16 protein-coding genes and 1 pseudogene are annotated in these 17739 nt (G+C 74.5%); 15 read left to right on the forward strand and 2 right to left on the reverse strand.

The features are described 5' to 3' along the window. Positions 1-224 precede the first annotated feature (224 nt). From PKE99_RS27215 to PKE99_RS27230, 4 genes and pseudogenes are all read left to right on the forward strand, one after another. Positions 225-787, forward strand: a pseudogene (locus tag PKE99_RS27215) (cupin domain-containing protein); the annotation flags it as partial. Between the two features lie 204 nt (positions 788-991). After that, positions 992-1234 carry a helix-turn-helix domain-containing protein gene (locus PKE99_RS27220; protein WP_271214932.1) on the forward strand — a complete coding sequence of 81 codons (243 nt, stop codon included), beginning with the start codon at positions 992-994 and terminating at the stop codon, positions 1232-1234. A 78-nt stretch (positions 1235-1312) separates the two neighbouring features. Further along, entirely contained in the window at positions 1313-2551 is a 1239-nt protein-coding gene (locus PKE99_RS27225; RefSeq protein WP_037049994.1) for a CaiB/BaiF CoA transferase family protein, read from the forward strand. 33 nt (positions 2552-2584) lie between these two features. After that, the gene (locus PKE99_RS27230) at positions 2585-3514 is read left to right on the forward strand and encodes a hydroxymethylglutaryl-CoA lyase (RefSeq protein ID WP_197040774.1); all 930 of its coding nucleotides are present in this window, start codon (positions 2585-2587) and stop codon (positions 3512-3514) included. On the opposite strand, the gene PKE99_RS27235 is transcribed toward PKE99_RS27230, so the two are convergent. Next, positions 3504-4004, reverse strand: coding sequence for a flavin reductase family protein (locus tag PKE99_RS27235; protein WP_037049989.1), 501 nt, complete (start codon positions 4002-4004; stop codon positions 3504-3506). The genes PKE99_RS27230 and PKE99_RS27235 overlap by 11 nt on opposite strands. Positions 4005-4226: 222 nt before the next feature. Here PKE99_RS27235 and PKE99_RS27240 point away from each other — a divergent pair, with 222 nt between their 5' ends. The 7 genes from PKE99_RS27240 (at position 4227) to PKE99_RS27270 (ending at position 11480) form a co-directional block, all read left to right on the forward strand. Beyond that, positions 4227-5477, forward strand: coding sequence for a bifunctional 3,4-dihydroxy-2-butanone-4-phosphate synthase/GTP cyclohydrolase II (locus PKE99_RS27240; RefSeq protein WP_037049986.1), 1251 nt, complete (start codon positions 4227-4229; stop codon positions 5475-5477). A 795-nt stretch (positions 5478-6272) separates the two neighbouring features. After that, positions 6273-6671: an ArsR/SmtB family transcription factor gene (locus tag PKE99_RS27245; RefSeq protein ID WP_037049984.1), complete on the forward strand. Its 399-nt coding sequence runs from the start codon at positions 6273-6275 to the stop codon at positions 6669-6671. A gap of 28 nt (positions 6672-6699) precedes the next feature. Then, positions 6700-8133, forward strand: coding sequence for a substrate-binding protein (locus PKE99_RS27250; protein WP_051737917.1), 1434 nt, complete (start codon positions 6700-6702; stop codon positions 8131-8133). A 90-nt stretch (positions 8134-8223) separates the two neighbouring features. Continuing rightward, on the forward strand, positions 8224-9768 hold the full coding sequence (locus tag PKE99_RS27255) for an amidase (RefSeq protein WP_037049982.1): 1545 nt from the start codon (positions 8224-8226) through the stop codon (positions 9766-9768). Then, the gene (nthB, locus tag PKE99_RS27260; RefSeq protein WP_037049980.1) at positions 9765-10460 is read left to right on the forward strand and encodes a nitrile hydratase subunit beta; all 696 of its coding nucleotides are present in this window, start codon (positions 9765-9767) and stop codon (positions 10458-10460) included. Before PKE99_RS27255 ends, nthB begins: the two co-directional genes overlap by 4 nt. 1 nt (position 10461) lies before the next feature. Beyond that, positions 10462-11076, forward strand: a complete 615-nt coding sequence (nthA, locus tag PKE99_RS27265) for a nitrile hydratase subunit alpha (RefSeq protein ID WP_037049977.1) — start codon at positions 10462-10464, stop codon at positions 11074-11076. Next, on the forward strand, positions 11073-11480 hold the full coding sequence (locus PKE99_RS27270; protein ID WP_037049974.1) for a nitrile hydratase accessory protein: 408 nt from the start codon (positions 11073-11075) through the stop codon (positions 11478-11480). The genes nthA and PKE99_RS27270 overlap by 4 nt, the downstream gene beginning before the upstream one ends. Positions 11481-11537: 57 nt before the next feature. Here PKE99_RS27270 and PKE99_RS27275 read toward each other — a convergent pair whose 3' ends face one another. Then, positions 11538-13121, reverse strand: a complete 1584-nt coding sequence (locus PKE99_RS27275) for a phospholipase D family protein (protein WP_037049971.1) — start codon at positions 13119-13121, stop codon at positions 11538-11540. 95 nt (positions 13122-13216) lie between these two features. Between PKE99_RS27275 and PKE99_RS27280 the strand changes: the two genes are divergently transcribed. From PKE99_RS27280 to PKE99_RS27295, 4 genes are all read left to right on the forward strand, one after another. Next, a complete protein-coding gene (locus PKE99_RS27280; RefSeq protein WP_037049969.1) occupies positions 13217-13810 on the forward strand; it encodes a PadR family transcriptional regulator in 594 nt (197 codons plus the stop codon). A gap of 36 nt (positions 13811-13846) precedes the next feature. Further along, on the forward strand, positions 13847-15199 hold the full coding sequence (locus PKE99_RS27285; protein ID WP_037049966.1) for an FAD-dependent oxidoreductase: 1353 nt from the start codon (positions 13847-13849) through the stop codon (positions 15197-15199). A gap of 76 nt (positions 15200-15275) precedes the next feature. Next, positions 15276-17051 (forward strand): aminodeoxychorismate synthase component I, encoded by a 1776-nt coding sequence (pabB, locus tag PKE99_RS27290; protein WP_037049963.1) that lies wholly within the window; start codon positions 15276-15278, stop codon positions 17049-17051. Positions 17052-17337: 286 nt separating this feature from the next. Continuing rightward, on the forward strand, positions 17338-17739 hold a 402-nt coding region (locus tag PKE99_RS27295; RefSeq protein ID WP_271214931.1), incomplete at its 3' end, for an MFS transporter.

Genomic DNA, 17739 nt, shown 5'->3' on the forward strand with positions numbered 1-17739 from the left:
CCGCCGATATCCGCGGACCGCAGTCGCGGAGCCGTTCCGTGCGAGATCAGGGGCACACCCTGGGCGTCCGGCGCTGCACTCAGCGGATAGCGCGCCGCGCTCTCGGGCTAGTAGTGGACGCCCGGGGTTCCCTACTGTCGGAGGCGCCTTGATCGGGCGGCTCCCCCGCCGCCCGCAGCGCGGTGAGGGAGCGCGCCGCGCCCATGACACGAGGAGGTGTCCGGATGGAGGTCGCTGCCGAGCCCGTGCAGGTCCTTCCCGCCCGTCTCACGCGCTACCCGATCCTGGACACCCACAGCCTGGACGAGGCCCGCGAGGCCGTGACGCGGGTGTACCTCGACCACGACCTGACCGCGCCGGACGACCGGCTCGAGATGACGCTCAACGCCACCTCGGACCGGCTGTTCACACTGGGCTACCTCACGTACAAGTCGGCCGCGAAGCTCGTCATGCCGCCGACCGAGGACTGCTACCACGTCAACCTGACGACGGCGGGTCGCACCGAGGCCAACCGCACGGACGGCGGACGCGCCACCACCACTGCCCGGACCAGCGGCATCGTGCTGCTGCCGGACCAGGAGAACACCGTTCGCTGGCCCCCGACGCGGAGCAGCTGATCCTCAAGATCCCGCGGCGCAGCCTGGAGGACCACCTGAGCGAGCAGCTCAACCGGCCCGTGCACGAGGTGCTGGACTTCGACTACGGGATCGACCTCACCACCGCGGCCGGCCGCACGCTGCTGGCGTCGGTCGAGTTCTTCGTGCGCGAGCTGGACCGGCCCGGCGGGCTGGCCGACATGCCGATCGCGCGCGAGCAGTACGAGGCGTTCGTGATGACGCAGCTGCTGCACGCGGGCCGGCACCAGCACACCGACGCCCTCCTCGCACCGGCCGATCCCGCCCGCTCGGGGCGGCTGCGGCCCGTCCTCGACTACATGGAGCAGCACGCCGACGAGCCGCTCACCCCGCAGGAGCTGGCCCGGGTGGGCTGCATGAGCGTCCGGACCCTGCACGCGACCTTTCAGCAGGAGCTCGGCGAGTCGCCGATGAACCACCTGCGGCGCATCCGGCTCGACCACGTCCGCGCCGAGCTGCTGCGCTGCGACCCGGCGTCGACCCGGGTCACGGACGTGGCGCTGCGCTGGGGCTTCTTCCACCAGAGCCGCTTCGCCCAGCAGTACCGGGAGCGGTTCGGCGAGCTGCCGCGCGAGACCCTGCGCGAGCGCGCCGGATAGCCCCGGACGGCGCTCGGCGGATATCGGGTCACCGCCATCGGATAGCCGGGCCGTCCCGCGCCTCCTACCGTCACGGACGTGCTCGACGACGACACCACCGACCCCGCGCCCGGCGCCCTGGACGGCGTGCGTGTGCTGGAGCTCGGCACGCTCATCGCCGGTCCCTTCTGCGGCCGGCTGCTCGCCGACCACGGCGCGGACGTGATCAAGGTCGAGGCCCCGGACCGGCCCGACCCGCTGCGCCTGTGGGGCCAGGCCGAGCAGGACGGCCACCACTTCTTCTGGACGGTGCACGCCCGCAACAAGCGGTGCATCACCCTCGACCTGCGCCGCGACGAGGGCCGCGAGCTCTTCCTGCGCCTGGTCGACACCGCGGACGTCGTGGTCGAGAGCTTCCGCCCCGGCACCCTGGAGCGCTGGGGCCTGGGCTACGACGTGCTCTCCGCCCGCAACCCTGGGCTGGTCCTCGCCCGGGTCTCCGGGTACGGGCAGACCGGCCCGCTCAGCCGTCGTCCCGGCTACGCCTCTGTGGCCGAGGCGGCGGGCGGCATGCGGTACCTCAACGGCTTCCCCGGCGGGCCGCCGCCGCGCGCGGCGCTGTCGATCGGCGACTCCCTGGGCGGGATGTTCGCGATGCAGGGCGTGCTCGCCGCGCTCCTCGCCCGCGGGCAACAGGGCCCGCACCAGGGCAAGGGCCAGGTCGTCGACGTCGCGCTGGCCGAAGCGTGCCTGGCGATGCTGGAGTCGGTCATCCCGGACTACGACGCCACCGGTCTGGTGCGGCAGCCGTCGGGCACCCGGCTGGACAAGCTCGCGCCGTCGAACCTCTACCGCAGCCGCGACGGCCGCTGGCTGATCATCGCGGCCAACCAGGACACCGTGTTCGCCCGGCTCTGCGCCGCGATGGGCCGCGAGGACCTGGTGTCCGACCCGCGTTTCGCCACGCACGTGCCCCGCGGCGAGCACCAGGACGAGATCGACGCGATCGTCGCCGAGTGGGCCGGGCGGCACGACGCCGACGAGCTGACCCGGCTGCTCGAGGAGGCCGGCGTGGTCGTCGGGCCGGTGGACACGGTGGCCGAGGTGGTGGCGAACCCGCAGTTCCGCGCCCGCGACATGCTCGTGCCGCACTTCGACGAGGCGATCGGCAAGGACGTCCTCGGCCCCGGCGTCATGCCGGTGCTCACGGGTACCCCCGGCGGGGTCCGGTGGGCCGGGCCGCCGAAGCCAGGGACGCACAACGCCGAGGTCTACACCGGGCTCCTCGGCCTCGATCCCGCCGAGCTCGCGGCCCTGCGTGCCGCCGGTGTCGTCTGACCCGCCGTCCACGTCGTCCGAATCGAGGTACCCGTGCTCTCCCTGCCCCGCTCCGTGGACCTGCGCGAGGTCGGCCTGCGCGACGGCCTCCAGCTCGAGGCCCCGATCCCGCCGGCCGCCAAGCTCACCCTGCTCGACGCGATCGCCGCGACCGGGGTGCGCCGGGTCGAGGTCACGTCGTTCGTCTCGCCGCAGGCGGTGCCCGCGCTCGCCGATGCCGAGCAGGTCGTGGGCGAGCTGCACCGCTGGCCCGAGCTGCACTTCTCGGCGCTCGTCGCCGGCCGCGGGGGCGCCCGACGCGCGGTGGCGGCCGGGATGGCGAACCTCGAGTACGTCGTCTCGGCCTCCGACGGGCACTCCCTCGCGAACGCCCGCCGCACCACCGGCGAGGCCGTCGAGGCCGTGGTCGACATCGCCGAGCTGACCCACGGCGCGGGCGGGCGGCTGGAGGCGATCATCGCCGTGGCCTGGGACTGCCCGTTCGACGGCCGCACCCCCGTGGAGCGCACGGTCGAGGTCGCCCGGCGGGCGGTGGAGCTCGGGGCCGACGAGCTGTGCCTCGGCGACACCATCGGCACCACCGTGCCGGGTCGGGTCGTGGAGCTGCTCGACGCGGTGCGCGCGGCCGTCCCGGGCGTCGAGGTCGGCGTGCACTTCCACGACACCCGCGGCGCGGGCCTGGCCTGCGTGCTCGCCGCGGCCCAGGCCGGTGTTACCAAGATCGACGCGTCCGTCGGCGGGCTCGGCGGCTGCCCCTTCGCCCCGGGCGCGAGCGGCAACATCGCGACCGAGGAGGTCGTCTACCTGCTCGAGGAGTCCGGCGTGGACACCGGGCTGGACCTCACCGCGGCGCTCGACGCGGCCCGGGTCGCCGAGCGGGCCGTGGGCCACGACCTGCCGAGCAACCTGCACCGCGCGGGCGGCCCGAACCGCCCGCGCGGCCGGGCGTCCGTCACGCGCTGATGCCGTAGGCGCCGCGGTGGAACAGCAGCGGCGCCCGGGACGGGTCGGCCCCCAGGTCCCGTACCCGCCCGACGACGATCGTGTGGTCGCCGCCGGGGAACTCGTCGGCGAGGGCGCAGTCGATCCAGGCCGCCACGCCGTCGAGCCGCGGGGCGCCGGAAGGGGCGGGCGCCCACGCGACGCCGGCGTACTTGTCGGTGCCCGACCGGGCGAACGCCGTGCTGAGCTCCTCGTGCCCCTCGGCGAGGACGTTCACGCAGAAGGCCCCCACCTCGCGGATCCGGGGCCACGTCGAGGAGGTCCGGGCCGGGCTGAAGGACACCAGCGGCGGATCGAGCGACAGCGAGCTGAAGGACTGGCAGGTGAAGCCGGCCGGCCCGTCGGGGGTGATCGCGGTGACCACGACGATGCCGGACGCGAAGTGCCCCAGCACCTCGCGCATGCGGAGGGGGGCGACCGGCGGGGGCACCTCGGTGTGCGTCTCGTCCATGCCGGAGGACGGTAGGCCGCGGCCGCGAGCGCCGATATCCGCGGACCGCAGGCGGACAGCCGCAGCGCGGCTGTGTCCGGCGTCTCCCCCGAACGGCCCGCGCTGCACGGATAGGAGTCGGCTCACAACGGATAGTCGGAGCGGCCCGCGCTCTCCTACCGTCGTGGTGTGCTCGACGATCCCGTCCGTCCCGGGTGGGCATCCGACCGTGAGGAATCGACGATGACGTCTCCGACTCCCGCCCTGCCGTCCACGCGCGCCGTGCAGCGGGCGGTGGCCGCGCTCGCCGCCGGCCGGATGGTGATCGTGACCGACGACGCCGACCGCGAGGACGAGGGCGACCTCATCCTGCCGGCCGCGACGGCCACGCCCGAGCAGATCGCCTTCGTGGTGCGGCACACCACGGGGATCGTCTGCGCCCCGATGCCGGCCGCGCGGGCCGACGCCCTGGGCCTGCCGCAGATGGTCACCGACAACAGCGACGCCCACGGCACCGCGTTCACCGTGACCGTCGACCACCGCGACGCGGGCACCGGCGTCTCCGCCGCCGACCGCGCCCGCACCCTGCGCGCGCTCGCCGACGGCGCGACCCGGCCGGACGACCTCCGCCGGCCCGGGCACGTCTTCCCGCTGCGGGCCCGCGAGGGCGGCGTCCTCGTCCGGGCCGGGCACACCGAGGCCGCCGTGGACCTGCTGCGCCTCGCCGGGCAGGAGCCGGTCGGCGTGATCGGCGAGATCGTCGACGACGACGGCTCCATGGCCCGCGGCGAGCGGCTGCGCGCCTTCGCCGCCGAGCACGACCTGCCGCTCCTCGCGATCGCCGACCTCGTCCGGCACCGGCGGGCGACCGAGCAGCTGGTCGAGCACGTCGCCACCTCCGCGATGCCCACGGTGTTCGGCGAGTTCCGGGCCGCCGCCTACCGCTCCACGCTCGACGGCACCGAGCACCTGGCGCTGGTGTACGGCGACGCCGTCGCGGCGAGCCGGTCCGCCGGCGGCGCCCTGGTCCGGGTGCACAGCGAGTGCCTGACCGGCGACATCATCGGCTCGCTGCGCTGCGACTGCGGCGCCCAGCTCGAGCAGGCCCTGCGCGCGATCGCCGCCGAGGGCGCGGGCGCCGTGGTCTACCTGCGCGGGCACGAGGGCCGCGGGATCGGGCTCGCCCACAAGATCCGCGCCTATGCCCTGCAGGAGAGCGGACTCGACACCGTCGACGCCAACACCGCCCAGGGCCTGCCGGTCGACTCCCGCTCCTACGGCGTCGGCGCGCAGATCCTCGCCGACCTCGGCATCACCCGGCTGCGGCTGATCACCAACAACCCCGCCAAGTACGGCGGGCTCGACGGCTACGGGCTCGAGATCGTCGGGCGGGTGGGCCTGCCCTCCGCCCCCTCGCCGCACAACCTCCGCTACCTCCGCACCAAGCAGGAGCGGATGGGGCACGTGCTCAGCCTCGAGGACGAGGTGGGCTGAGGCACACGTCGGGGGCGCCGAAACCGTTCCACGGAGCGTCCGGCGCGTAGAATCAGGCCCCCTGGTCGCTTTCCCGTCCGCATTTTTCCGCCTGCAGACCCTTGTCGCCGCAAGGGTACGGCGCTACGGTTTCTGCGCCACCGGTGGCGACGGGAAAACGGTCGACGGGAGGCGTCATGATTCGAAGGGTCATCGCTGCGGTGTTGATCGCCGCAGGTCTTACGGTCGGCGGGGCAGGGGTCGCTTTCGCGGGCGATTTCGGCGCGGGCAACAGCTCGGCGGGCCCGCACGACGCAAACGCCAAGTGCCACCCGCCCGGCCAGACCACGGGCGACCCTGGCTGCTAGCGACTCTGCCTGCGGCAGAGCGCATCCGGGCTGACTGCATCCGGACGGGCAGACGCGATGGCGAGCCGCGGTCCGGGCGCGCCCGGACCTGGGGGGTGCCGGGGCGCAGGGACTTCCGCGTCGATCGTCGGCGGACGATCTGCGCGGGAGCCCCGCCCCGCACCGCAACCGTTCTGCGCCGATCATCACCGGCGAGCGAACTCCCTCAGAATAATGCTATAAACGCGGCGCCTCGCCATTGCCCGCACGATTTTCCGGCTACCGAGCAGCGCCTGAGATTTCCTCTTCGCCCTCGATCCGGCGCGGCGCGTCGAACCTCTGCGCGCCAGGCCGCGCCGACGTTTCCGCGCATTTCGACGGACCCCTTCGCCCTCGATCGCCCCCGTCGCGACGACGCCCCGCGACGCGGCTGCCGTCACGTCGATCTCCGCTCGGCTATCGTGGGCTCATGTCATCGGACAGTGACACGTCGGGCCGCGCGGAGCGGCGCGACCTGGCGTTCGACGCCCTCGCCGACCCGGTGCGGCGGGAGATCCTCGCCGTGCTGGCGGAGGAGGACGAGTGCAGCGCCGGCGCCCTGGCCGAGCGCATCACCAGCGTCGGGCGCACCGCCGTGTCGACGCACCTGCGCGTGCTGCGGGTGGCCGGGCTCGTCACCGAGCGCCGGGCGGGCCGCTTCCGGTACTACGCCGTCGACCCGACCGGCTCGGCGGCCGAGGTGATGACGCTGCTGCAGGGTCTGTTCCAGCAGTCCCTTCACGACGTGCGCGCGACCGTGGAGAATCGGCCGCCGGCGTCCGGCAGGACCGACACCGACAGGACCGACGGGGCCGCGGAGGCGGGATGAGCAGGTACCGGGTGAGGGCGCGGTAGCGGTGGGGACCGTCGCGGTCTCGGCCGAGGAGTTCGCCGCCGTCCCACCCGAGGTGGTGTTCGACCGCTTCGGCGGCGGCACCGGGGCGGGCTGGCTGTTCGACGCCGCCTGCGACCGGATCGCCGTCGGCGCGGTGGTCACGCTGCGGGTCCCGCTGGGCGGGGCGGGACCGGTCGACGTCCTCGGCCGGATCAGCGCGCTGCGCCGCCCCACCTCGCTCACCGTGAGCCACGACCAGCCCTGGCGCGGCCGGATCCGGCTCCGGTTCACCCCCGCACCCGGCGGTACCCGGATCCGGCTGCACGCCGAGATCGACGAACGCGGGCTGGAGTGGCTCATGCGCCGGCAGGGCCTGCCGGTCCGGCCGGGAGCCGCGGCGGGGCCCCGGATCGGCCTGCTGACCAGCAAGTCCGGCCCGGGCAGCCTCTTCGCCGCGGCCACCGAGAACGTGGCGACCCTCGCCCTCGAGGAGATCAACGGCGACGGCGGGGTCGCCGGCAGGCCCGTCGAGCTGCTCGTCGCCGACGACGCGACCGACCCGGCGACCGGCGCCGTCGAGGCACTCCGGCTCGTCCGCTCGGGCTGCTCGACCGTCTTCACCATGACCACCTCGGCCACCTACGACGCGGTGTCGGCCGCCCTCGGCGACTCCGGGGCCCTCGTCGTGCAGTCGCACATGAACGAGGGCGGCGGGGAGAGCCGGCTGCGGATCCGGCTCGGCGAGCGGCCGGCCCGCCAGCTGGCCGCCGCGGCCACCCCGCTGATGCGCGCGGCCGGGGGCCGCCGCTGGTTCCTCGCCGGCAACGACTACGTGTGGCCGCGGGAGGTCAACGCGGCCGCCCGGGCGGTGCTGCCCGCCGTGGGCGCCGAGCTGGTCGGCGAGCGGTACGCGCCGCTGGGGACCGAGGACTTCGCGCCGATCGTCGAGACGATCGCGGCCTCGGGGGCCGACGTCGTGCTCAACTCGTTCGTGGGGGCGGACTCCGCCGCGTTCGAGCGGCAGTGCCACGCCATGGGGCTGCGGGACCGCGCGCTGAGCCTCGGCCCGGCGCTCGACGAGGTCACGCTGGAGCGGGTCGGCGCCCCGGCCGCCACGGGGATCCACGGGGTCTCCGGGTACTTCCAGCAGCTCGACACCGAGGGCAACGGCACGCTGCTGCAGCGCTACCGCGCGACCTTCGGCCCGTGGGCCCCGCCGCTGTCCACGTTGACCGAGTCCGTGTTCGAGGCGATCCACATGTGGGCGGCGGCCGCCCGGCGGGCCCGCACCACGGACCCCGGCCCGGTCGCTGACGCGATGCGCGTGGGGCGCTACGAGTTCCCGCGCGGCACGGTGACGCTCGACGGCACGGACCTGGTGCAGCAGCAGCTCTACCTGGCCGAGGCCCGCGGGACGAGCTTCGCGGCCCTGTGTCCGGCGGACGTCGCCGGGTGAACACCGTGTCAACGCGTCAAGAACCGTTGACACGATGTGACCCATGTCCCTAGCGTCCTCGAGCGGATCCACCCGACCCGAGGAGTGCACGTGGCGATCCCTCCCCCCGATGCCGCCCGGCTGGCGGCGCTGAACGAGCACCACGCCTTCGGGCTGTCCGAGGCCGAGCTGGCCGAGTACGCGCCCGCGGTGGCGGCGACCCTGGCCGCGTCCGAGCGCGTCGAGGAGCTCTACGCCGCGACCGCCCCGTCCACACCGGACCGGGCCTGGTCGCAGCCGGCGGACAACCCGCTCGGCGCCTGGTACGTCACCACCTCGATCCCCGGCGCGGCCGAGGGCCCGCTGGCCGGCAGGACGGTGGCGGTCAAGGACAACGTCGCCGTCGCGGGCGTGCCGATGATGAACGGCTCGCGCACGGTGGAGGGGTTCGTCCCGACCCGCGACGCCACCGTCGTCACCCGGCTGCTGGCGGCCGGCGCGACGGTCGCCGGCAAGGCGGTGTGCGAGGACCTGTGCTTCTCCGGGGCCAGCTTCACCTCCCACCCGGGCCCGGTGCGCAACCCGTGGGACCCCGCGCGCAACGCCGGCGGCTCGTCGTCGGGCAGCGCGGCGCTGGTCGTGACCGGCACGGTGGACCTCGCCGTGGGCGGGGACCAGGGCGGCTCGGTGCGCATCCCGGCCGCGTTCTGCGGCGGGGTCGGGCACAAGCCCACCCACGGGCTGGTGCCCTACACCGGCGCGTTCCCGATCGAGCAGACCATCGACCACCTCGGCCCGATCACCCGCACGGTCGCCGACGCGGCGGCGATGCTCACCGTGCTGGCCGGGGTCGACGGGCTCGACCCGCGCCAGCCCACCACCCTCGACGCCGTCGACTACACCGCCGCCCTCGCCACCCCGGCCGACGGACTGCGGATCGGCGTGGTCGGGCAGGGCTTCGGCACCCCGGTCAGCGACCCGGGCGTGGACGAGGCGGTGCGCGCCGCCGTCGAGACCCTCCGCCGGGCCGGGCTGGTCGCCGAGGACGTGTCGATCCCCTGGCACGCCGACGCGATGGCGGTCTGGAACGTGATCGCCACCGAGGGCGCGGCGTTCCAGATGCTCGACGGCAACGGCTACGGCATGAACTCCCAGGGCCTCTACGACCCCGAGCTGATCGCGCACTACGCGGCCGGCCGGATCGCCCGGGGCGCGGAGCTGTCGAAGACGGTGAAGCTGGTCGGGCTCTCGGGCCGCTACACCTTCGAGCAGGGCGGTGGGAAGTACTACGCGATGGCCCGCAACCTCGCCCTCGAGCTGCGCAAGGCCTACGACGACGCGCTGTCGGCCCACGACGTGCTGGTCATGCCGACCCTGCCCTACACCGCCCGCGAGCTGCTGCCGCTCGACGCGCCGTTGGAGACCTACCTGCCCACGGCGCTGTCCATGATCGGCAACACCGCGCCGTTCGACGTCAGCGGCCACCCCGCCGTCAGCGTGCCCGCCGGGCTGGTCGACGGGCTCCCGGCCGGGCTGATGATCGTCGGCAGGCGGTTCGACGACGCGACGGTCCTGCGCGTCGCCCACACCTTCGAGCAGGCCGTCGGCGGCTTCCCCGCCCCGCCGGCCCTGACCACGGCGGGAGGCCGGGCGTGAACGGCGTCTTCGATCTCGGCGGCACGGACGGTCTCGGCCCGGTCCGCACCGATCCCGACGAGCCCGTGTTCCGCGCGGAGTGGGAGAAGGCCGCGTTCGCGATGTTCGCGACCTGCTTCCGCGCGGGGTTCTTCAACGTCGACCAGTTCCGGCACGGCATCGAGAAGATGGACCCGGCCGAGTACCTGCTGTCGAACTACTACGAGCACTGGACCCACACCGTCGAGCACTACGCCGAACGGGCGGGCGCGATCGACCCGTCCGAGCTCGAGAAGCGCACCCGGTACTACCTGGAGAACCCGGACGCACCGCTCCCCGAGCGGAGCGACCCCGAGCTGCTGGCCTTCGTCGACGGCGCGATCAAGGCGGGCGCACCGGCCACCCGGGAGTCCGACAAGATCGCGAGGTTCGCGGTGGGCGACACGGTGACGGTCGCGACCGACAGCCCCGAGGGCCACACCCGGAGGGCCCGGTACATCCGCGGGCGGACCGGCGTGATCACCGGGGCGCACGGCACGTTCATCTACCCCGACACCGCCGGCAACGGGCTCGGCGACTGTCCCGAGCACGTCTACACCGTGAAGTTCACCGCCACCGAGCTCTGGGGCGACGGGACCGGCGACCCGAACGCCGTCGTCTACTTCGACGTCTGGGAGCCCTACCTCACCCCCGCCTCCCCCGAAGGAGCCTGACATGGCCGAACCGACGGACACCCCGCTGCGCTCCCAGGAGGAGATCGCCGCGCGGGTCAAGGCCCTCGAGGCCCTGCTGATCGAGAAGGGCGTGATGACCACCGAGGCCGTCGACCGGATGGCCGAGGTCTACGAGAACGAGGTCGGGCCGCAGCTCGGCGCGCAGGTCGTCGCACGGGCGTGGACCGATCCCGAGTTCAGGGCGCGGCTGCTGGAGAATGCCACCGCCGCGTGCGCCGAGATGGGCATCGGCGGCCTCCAGGGCGAGGACATGATCGTCGTCGAGAACACCGACACGGTGCACAACGCGATCGTCTGCACCCTCTGCTCGTGCTACCCGTGGCCCGTCCTGGGCCTGCCGCCGAACTGGTACAAGGCCCCGGCCTACCGGGCGCGGATCGTGCGCGAGCCGCGGAAGGTCCTCGCCGAGGACTTCGGCTTCCCGATCCCCGACGACGTCGAGATCCGCATCTGGGACTCCAGCGCCGAGCTGCGCTACTGGGTCCTGCCGCAGCGCCCGGCGGGCACCGAGGACCTGGGAGCCTTCGAGCTCGCGGCGCTCGTGACCCGGGACTCGATGATCGGCGTCGGCCCGGTGAAGGCGGCGGGCGCGTGAGGCCCGACGCCACCGAGCTCGGCGACGCCCGCCGGCGCGTCGAGCAGCTGGTCCGTGGGATGCCGGGCGGCGACGCCGACTCCCGGTCCTTCGAGGAGCCCTGGGAGCTGCGGGCCTTCGCCATGGCGGTCGCGGCCTACCACGAGGGCCACTACGAGTGGAGCGAGTTCCAGCTCTCGCTGATCGAGTCCATCCGCCGCTGGGAGGAGGGCGAGGGCGGCGAGCCGTGGAGCTACTACGCCCACTGGCTCGAGGCGCTGGAGACCGTCCTCGCCGCCAGCGGTGCACTCTCGGACTCCCTCGCGCTCGACGAGCGCACCCGCCAGGTGCTGACCACGCCGCGCAACGCCGACCATCACCACGCCCACCGGGAGCCCGTCGCGGTCTCCCCCGCGACCCGGTGAGCACGACCTGACCCCCGCCCGGCCCGCCGCGCCCCCTCCCGGCGGGCCGGGCGGCTCTCACCAGCGGTTGCGGAGGCGGTCCCGCCAGGGGCGGCCGTCGGGGTCGTAGAGCAGGCGGTAGGCGGGGACGGCCCACAGCTTGGTCGGCCGCGAGAGGCGTTCGGGCTCGTGGTGGCGCAGCTGCCCGGGCGGGCGCGGGCCGCGGCGGCCGCCGCGGTGCCAGTCGTCGAGCGCGGTCGCGGCCTCCTCGACGGCCCGGACGGCGGAGGCCGGGTCGACGAGGTCGGCGTCGTCGCCGTCGGACCGCTCCAGGTGCTCGCGCAGCAGCCGCAGGCGCAGTGCGCGGGCGAAGATCCGCGCCCCGTCGCCGAGCCCGCCGATGTCGACGGGCGCGCGCTCGTCCCGGGCCTCGTCCAGCACGGCGGCGGTCAGCTCGCTGTCGTGGCTCCACGAGCGACGGTTGAGGTTGGCGCTGCCCACCGCGGCCCAGACGTCGTCGACCACGGCGGCCTTGGCATGCACGTACACCGGCGTGCCGTCCCGGTTCTCCAGGTCGAACACGTGCACCCGGTCCGCGGCGGCCCGCCGGCACGTCTCGATCGCCTGCAGCCGGCCCACCTGGTTCGGCGGCAGGGCGAGCCGGCCGTCGACGTCGGGGTGCCGCGGCACCACGACCAGCAGGTGCAGCTCCGGGCTGCGGCGCAGCGCCGCGGCGAACAGGTGCGCGACGTGCGGCGACCACATGTACTGGTCCTGCACGAAGACCAGGCGGCGGGCCCGGCGCAGCGCCTTCGCGTACCCGCGCGCCACCGATCGCTCCCCGCGGGGCGCGAACGGGTAGCCCGGGCGGATCGCCGGGTAGGTGCGCAGGACCTGGACCGCGGCCGTGCCGGCCGGACCCGGATCCGCGGGCCGCTCCGGGAGCGGGTCCGCGCGCAGGTCCGCGTGGCGCACGGCGTCCCGGATCCGCGCGATCGGATTGTGCGTGTCGAGCGAGTGCGGGTCCTCCCACCGCTCCCGGAAGACCTGGTCGAGCAGCCCGACGGCCGGCCCGCGCACCTCGAGCTGCAGGTCGTGCCAGGGCGGGGTGTCCCCGTAGGCGGGGTTCATCGGCAGGCCCTGGCCGTCGCCGCCGTGGTCGTGGTCGTCGCCGCGGGAGTGGCACAGGTCGATCCCGCCGACGAAGGCGACGTCCCGCGCCGGCTCGCCGACGCGGCGCAGCACCACGAGCTTCTGGTGGTGCGACCCGGCCCGCCGCACCCGCTGGTCGAGCAGCACCTCGCCGCCGGCGTCGCCCACCTCGTCCCCCAGCTGCCGGTTCTCCTCCTCGCTGTAGGCCAGCTCGTCGGTGTGCGAGCGCCACATCAGCCCCTTGACGACGACGCCGCGCCGCGCGGCCGCGGCGAACAGCTCGCCCACCGTGGGACCGTCCGGCGTGAGCCGCTCGTCGGCGTCGCCGCGCCAGTCGGTGAAGAACAGGTGGTCGCCCGGGCCGAGCGCGGACACCTCCTCGACCAGCCGCGGGAAGTAGCACGCCCCGTCGACCAGCGGGCGGACCACGTTGCCGGTGCACCAGGCCGGCAGTCGGCAGGCGGGGTTGCCCCGTTCCCCGTCGCCGAGGAACCAGTCGTCGAGCCCCATCCGCGCACCTCCCCGGCCGGACTCTCGCGCCTCGGCACGGATCCGACAACCCGGGAGGCTTGCATAGTGTCGCCGACACTAGTAGTTTCGACACTATGACCCAGCGGTCCGGACTCGCCCTCGCCGTGCTCGCCCTGGCGGCGGAGCGGCCGATGCACCCGTACCGGATGCAGCAGCTCATCCGGGAGCGCGGCAAGGACCAGGTGATCAACGTCGGGCAGCGGTCCCAGCTGTACAAGACGATCGACCGGCTGGTGCGGGACGGTCTGCTGGTCGAGCAGGCGACCGAGCGGGAGCACGCGCGGCCGGAGCGCACGGTCTACACGGCGACCGAGGCCGGGGTGCGCACGGCGGTGGAGTGGACGGTCGACATGCTCGCGGCCCCGCGCCGCGACTTCCCGGAGTTCACCGCGGCCCTGGCCTACCTGCCGTTGATCACCCCGGAGGTGGCGCTCGAGGCGCTCGGGACCCGGCTCGCGAGCCGCAGGGCCGAGCTCGAGCGGCTGCGCGCCGACCTGGCCGGCGCCGGGCACCTGCCCCGGCTCGTGCTGATCGAGGGCGAGTACGCCGTCGCCCTGCTCGAGACGGACGTCCGCTGGATCGCCTCCCTCGTCGACGACCTGCGCAGCGGGGCGCTGACCTGGGACCGGGAGGAACTGCTCGAACTCGCCGAGAAGTTCGAGACCTGATCGACCACACCCGAATCGACGACTCCGGGGGGAGCCATGTCGAAAGAGCTGAGGACCATCGTGATCGGGGCGGGCACCGGGGGGATGTGCCTGGCCCACGGCCTGCGGCAGGCGGGCATGGAGGTCGCCGTCTACGAGCGGGACCGCACCCGCACGGGCGGCCTCAACGGCTACCGGGTGGGCATCTCGCCCAACGGCGCCCGGGCGCTGAAGGCCTGCCTGCCGCAGGACCTGTTCGCCACGTTCGTCGCCACCACGGGCCTGCCGTACAGCTATCTCACGATGTACACGGAGCGATTTCGCGAACTGGTCGGCATGCGCTTCGACGACCTGCCGCAGAGCGGGGACCGCCCCGAGGACCGCGACCACAACGTCAGCCGGATGACGCTGCGCCAGGTGCTGTTCACCGGCATGGAGGACGTGATCACGTTCGACAAGACGTTCACGCACTACGAGCAGCACGCCGACGGCACCGTCACCGCACACTTCGCCGACGGCGACTCCGCCACCGGGGACCTCCTGGTCGGTGCCGACGGTGCGAACTCCCGCGTCCGGAAGCAGTACCTGCCGCACGCGAGGCACACCGAGACCGGCCTGGTGGCGATCGGCGGGAAGGTCGCGCTGACCGAGCGGAACGCCGAGCTGCTGCCGGAGCGGGCGAGGGACGGGATGTCGATGCTGTTCGACCGGCGCGGACAGTTCGGGATCATCCACGCGATGCGGCTGCCCTGGCGGGACGGCGCCCCGCGGGAGGGCATCGGCGCCAGCGACGCCACGCTGATCGAGGCGTGGCCGGGCCTGCGCTACGACAACACCACGGACTACCTGTCCTGGGGCCTGTCGACCTCGCGCAGCCTCGCGGCGGCCGACGTCCTCGACCGCCGCGGCGAGGACCTGCACGAGGTCGCCCTGTCACTCACCGAGGACTGGGACCCGCGGTGGCGGGAGCTGGTGGCGACCTCGGATCCGACGGCCGCGCTGGCGTTGAGCATCCGCACGTCGGAGCCGGTGCCGGCGTGGCAGCCGAGCTGCGTGACCCTGGTCGGCGACGCGATCCACACCATGACGCCCGGCCGCGGCGCCGGCGCCAACACCGCGCTGCGCGACGCCCGCGAGCTGCGGGACCGGCTCGTCCGCGTCCGCGACGGCGAGCTCACCCGCGACGAGGCCGTCGGCGAGTACGAGGAGCTGATGCGCCGGTACTCCGCCCTGGCGGTGAAGGAGTCCCTGGAGTTCATGAACGACGACGGCACCGCCCGCCGCCCCGTCGTCGGTCCGCTGAGCGTGCTGGCCCAGCGCACCGCGCTGCGGGTGGTCAACCACCTCCCGCCGGTCAAGCGTCGGATGGCCGCGGGGATGCAGAAGGTGCGGGACTCCGAGCTGGTGTGACGCGGGTCGGTGCGCAGAGGGGGCCGGACCCGGCATCATGCGGTGCCCGCCCGTTCCCCTCCCGAGGAGCCCGCGCATGTCCGGATCCTGGGCCCGCGTCGACGACCTCGTCGCAGGTACCGCCCGGCTCTTCCCCCGGGCGGAGGCCGAGCTGGTCGCGTGGCGGCCGGAGGAGGTCGCGGGCGTCCTCGACGAGGTGCAGCGGCGCACCGACGAGGGCTGGTGGGCGTTCGGGACGGTGGCGTACGAGGCCGCCGGCGGACTCGATCCGACGCTCGTGACCCGCGAGCCGGTCGACGGGCTCCCGCTCGCCTGGTTCGGCCTCACCCGCGAGTCGCACCCGGTGCCGGTCGTGGCGCACGGCCCGCGCTCGCCGCTGTCGGCCGGGCCCTGGGAGCCGGAGTGGGACGCCGCGGCGCACCGCGCGGCCGTCGGGACGGTGCGGGAGCGGATCGCCGCCGGCGAGACCTACCAGTGCAACCTCACCACCCGGCTGACCGCGCCCGTCGCCGGCGACCTCACGCAGCTCTACCGGGACCTGGCGCTCGGCCAGCGCGGCGAGCACCACGCCTACCTGGACACGGGCCGGTTCGTGGTCGCGTCCGCGAGCCCGGAGCTGTTCTTCTCCCTGCGGGGCGACCGGATCCTGATGCGCCCCATGAAGGGCACCGCACCACGCGGCCGCACGACCGCCGAGGACGCCGAGGCGGTGGCCCGGCTGCGCGGCAGCGCCAAGGAGCGGGCCGAGAACGTCATGATCGTCGACCTGGTGCGCAACGACCTCGCGCGCCTCGCCCGGCCGGGCACCGTGACCGTGCCGCGGCTGCTCGGGGTCGAGCGTTACCCGACCGTCCACCAGCTCACGTCGGACGTCACCGCACAGCTGCGACCGGGTGTCGGGCTCACGAAGATCTTCCGCGCGCTGTTCCCGTGCGGCTCGGTCACCGGCGCGCCGAAGGCCCGCACGATGGAGCTGATCCGCGAGATCGAGGCGAGCCCGCGAGGCGTCTACTGTGGAGCGGTCGGCGTCGTCGCGCCCGCCGGCCACCCGGAGCGCGCCCGCTTCTCCGTCGCGATCCGGACGGTGGTGGCCGACCGCGCGCGGGGCACCGCGACCTACGGCACGGGCGGCGGCGTCACGTGGGGGTCGGAGCCGGGCGCGGAGTACGCGGAACTGCGGGCCAAGGCGCGGGTGCTCGACGCCCGGCCCGAGGACTTCCACCTGATCGAGACGATGCGGCACGAGGCCGAAACCGGACTGCGGTCGCTCGACGCCCACCTCACCCGGGCCGCCGACTCCGCCGCCTACTTCGGGTTCCGGTTCGACGAGGCCGCCGTCCGATCCGCCCTGGCCGCGCGCCTCGCCGGCTGCGGCGGCGCCCGCGTCCGGCTGCGCTGCTACCGGGACGGCACGTCCGGCATCGACGTCGAGGACCTGCCGCCGCCCGCGTCCGGGCCGGTCCGGCTGGTCCTGGACCCCGAGCCCGTCGACTCGACGCAGTGCTGGCCGCACCACAAGACCAGCCGCCGCGCGCCCTACTCGGTGCGGCTGGCGCGCCATCCCGAGGCCGACGACGTCCTGCTCGTCAACGAGCGGGGGGAGGTCACCGAGTCCTGCACGGCGAACCTCGCGGTCCGGCTCGACGGCGAGTGGTGGACGCCGGCGCTCGGCAGCGGCTGCCTGCCCGGGGTCGAGCGGGGCCTGATGGTGGCGGTGGGGCGCCTGCGCGAACGCGCGCTCCGCCCCGGCGACCTGCTCCGCGCCCAGGAGCTCGCGCTGGTCAGCTCGCTGCGCGGGTGGCGGGCGGCGACGCTGACCAGCGCAGCGGTCCCCAGTGGGCAGCCCACCTGAACCCGGTGGTCATCAGGAGTTGAGGGCTCTCACGGCCCGTCCGGTGAACCCTGAGCTCCTGGTGATCATGGTCTGACCCCGGCACACCCGACGCGAGCACGGCCTGACCGGCGCGGACCGCGTTCCTGCTGGTCAGCAGGGGTCGTGAGCGGCAGGTGCCCCTCTAGGGGCAGTTGCCACTCACGGGTCGGGGCAGGGGGCTGACAGCGGCGTGTCGGGCGGTGACAGCGTGCTGCAAGGCCCACGCCCCACCCTCCTTCCATCGACGAGCGAGGGGAGGGACGGGATGGCCGCCCGGGTGATCGAGGAGAGACGTGAAGGGGGCGCGACCGCGCTCCTCCCGGCCCCGGTGGCCGTGCTGGGCCTGGGTTCCTTCGCGATCGGGACGGACATGTTCGTCCTCGCGGGGGTCCTCACCGGGACGGCCGCCGACCTCGCGGTCGCGCCCTCCGAGGCCGGTCTCGCGCTGGCGGTGTACGCCGGCACCTACGCGATCGGCGCCCCCGTGCTCGGCACGCTGCTCGGCGGGCGGCGGCTCCGGCCGCTGCTGCTCGGCTCGATCGCGGCGGTCGGCGTCGCCGCCGTGGCGACCGCGCTCGCGCCGAGCCTCGGTGTGCTGATGGCCGCGCGGGCGCTCGCCGCGCTCGCGGTGACCATCCACGTCCCGGCCGCGGCGGCGACCGCCCGG

It is taken from the genome of Pseudonocardia halophobica (genome assembly GCF_027922425.1).
GTDB classification, from domain to species: domain Bacteria; phylum Actinomycetota; class Actinomycetes; order Mycobacteriales; family Pseudonocardiaceae; genus Pseudonocardia; species Pseudonocardia halophobica.

Excerpts from the sequence above, each read along its gene's own strand:
- PKE99_RS27280 (WP_037049969.1), top strand. The coding sequence starts at position 13,217 with ATGACCCAGCGGTCCGGACTCGCCCTCGCCGTGCTCGCCCTGGCGGCG.
- nthA (WP_037049977.1), top strand. The coding sequence starts at position 10,462 with ATGGCCGAACCGACGGACACCCCGCTGCGCTCCCAGGAGGAGATCGCC.
- PKE99_RS27245 (WP_037049984.1), top strand. The coding sequence starts at position 6,273 with ATGTCATCGGACAGTGACACGTCGGGCCGCGCGGAGCGGCGCGACCTG.
- PKE99_RS27220 (WP_271214932.1), top strand. The coding sequence starts at position 992 with ATGAGCGTCCGGACCCTGCACGCGACCTTTCAGCAGGAGCTCGGCGAG.
- PKE99_RS27285 (WP_037049966.1), top strand. The coding sequence starts at position 13,847 with ATGTCGAAAGAGCTGAGGACCATCGTGATCGGGGCGGGCACCGGGGGG.
- PKE99_RS27275 (WP_037049971.1), bottom strand. The coding sequence starts at position 13,121 with ATGGGGCTCGACGACTGGTTCCTCGGCGACGGGGAACGGGGCAACCCC.
- pabB (WP_037049963.1), top strand. The coding sequence starts at position 15,276 with ATGTCCGGATCCTGGGCCCGCGTCGACGACCTCGTCGCAGGTACCGCC.
- PKE99_RS27235 (WP_037049989.1), bottom strand. The coding sequence starts at position 4,004 with ATGGACGAGACGCACACCGAGGTGCCCCCGCCGGTCGCCCCCCTCCGC.
- PKE99_RS27240 (WP_037049986.1), top strand. The coding sequence starts at position 4,227 with ATGACGTCTCCGACTCCCGCCCTGCCGTCCACGCGCGCCGTGCAGCGG.